This is a genomic window from Acidovorax sp. KPB24-07, assembly GCF_057543315.1.
The window spans coordinates 1-1,501 of sequence record NZ_BAAJYS010000616.1; the positions used below are offsets into that span (position 1 = coordinate 1).

General features: G+C 68.0%; 3 protein-coding genes. 2 read left to right on the plus strand and 1 reads right to left on the minus strand.

All coding sequences use genetic code 11. The features are described from left to right. Nucleotides 1-787: septum site-determining protein MinD (gene minD / locus AC27IQ_RS24395; RefSeq protein WP_487091117.1), on the plus strand; the 787-nt coding region annotated here is incomplete at its 5' end. 3 nt (nt 788-790) lie between these two features. Beyond that, the gene (gene minE / locus AC27IQ_RS24400) at nt 791-1,054 is read left to right on the plus strand and encodes a cell division topological specificity factor MinE (RefSeq protein WP_092744488.1); all 264 of its coding nucleotides are present in this window, start codon (nt 791-793) and stop codon (nt 1,052-1,054) included. A 64-nt stretch (nt 1,055-1,118) separates the two neighbouring features. Here minE and AC27IQ_RS24405 read toward each other — a convergent pair. Next, nucleotides 1,119-1,501 (minus strand): flavin reductase family protein (locus AC27IQ_RS24405; RefSeq protein WP_487091119.1); only part of this gene is annotated, 383 nt, incomplete at its 5' end.

Below are 1,501 nucleotides of genomic sequence, written 5' to 3' on the forward strand. Positions count from 1 at the left end.
CAAGGGTGGCGTGGGCAAGACCACCACCAGTGCCAGCTTCGCATCCGGCCTCGCACTGCGCGGCCACAAGACCGCGGTGATCGACTTCGACGTCGGCCTGCGCAACCTGGACCTCATCATGGGCTGCGAGCGCCGCGTGGTGTATGACCTCATCAACGTGATCCAGGGCGAGGCCAACCTGAACCAGGCCCTCATCAAGGACAAGCAGTGCGACAACCTGTTCGTGCTGGCCGCCAGCCAGACGCGCGACAAGGATGCGCTCACGCAGGACGGCGTGGAGAAGATCCTGAACGACCTGTCCGGCATGGGCTTCGAGTACATCGTCTGCGACTCGCCCGCCGGCATCGAGAGCGGCGCGCTCATGGCCATGCACTTCGCCGACGAGGCGCTGCTGGTGACCAACCCCGAGGTGTCCTCGGTGCGCGACTCCGACCGCATCCTGGGCATGCTGGGCAGCAAGACCAAGCGCGCCATCGCCGGCGGCGAGCCCGTGAAGGAGCACCTGCTCATCACGCGCTATAACCCCAACCGCGTGGAAGACGGGCAGATGCTGTCGCTGGAGGACATCCAGGACATCCTGCGCATCGAGCTGATCGGCGTGGTGCCCGAGTCCGAGAACGTGCTGCAGGCCTCCAACCAGGGCACGCCCGCCATCCACATGCAGGGCACCGACGTGTCCGAGGCCTACAAGGACGTGGTGGCCCGCTTCCTCGGCGAGGACAAGCCCCTGCGGTTCATCGACGCGCACAAGCCCGGCTTCTTCAAACGCATCTTCGGCGGGAGGTAACGCATGTCTCTGTTGTCTTTCCTGCTGGGCGAGAAAAAGAAGACCGCCTCGGTCGCCAAGGAGCGCCTGCAGATCATCCTCGCGCACGAACGCAACGGCCGCAACGCCTCCACGCCCGACTACCTGCCCGCGCTGCAGCGCGAACTGGTGGCGGTGATCTCCAAGTACGTATCGATCCACGCCGACGACATCAAGGTGCACCTGGAGCGCCAGGACAACCTGGAAGTGCTGGAGGTCAAGATCGAGCTGCCCGACGGCGTGAAATAGCCGCCACCCTGGCCGTTCGGTCCCCGCCGCGCCGCGGTGCCCCCTCGAAGGGCCCGCGGCGCCGTCATTTGCGGATCTCGGCATGCAGCGCGGGCGCGGCGCCCAGCGGGTGCTCGGTGTAGAACGTGCCGCCGTGGTAGAGCAGCGGCGAGGCGCCCGTGCGGTGGCTGCAGCGCTCCACCTCGCCCACGAAGATCGTGTGGTCGCCCTCCACGTACTGGCTGCGGTTGAAGCACTCGAACACCGCCGCGGCGCCGTCCAGCACCGGGGCGCCGGCGATGCCCGGCTGGTGGGCCACGCCGGCCCAGCGGTCCACGCGCGCGAGGCGAAGCGCTCGGCCAGGGCGCGCTGGTCGGCCGCCAGCACGTTTGAGAGTCGCGTAGTGGGAGCCGGCCGACAGGGCCGTCAGCGTGGAGGCCTTGTGCGCCAGGCTCCACAGCACCAGCG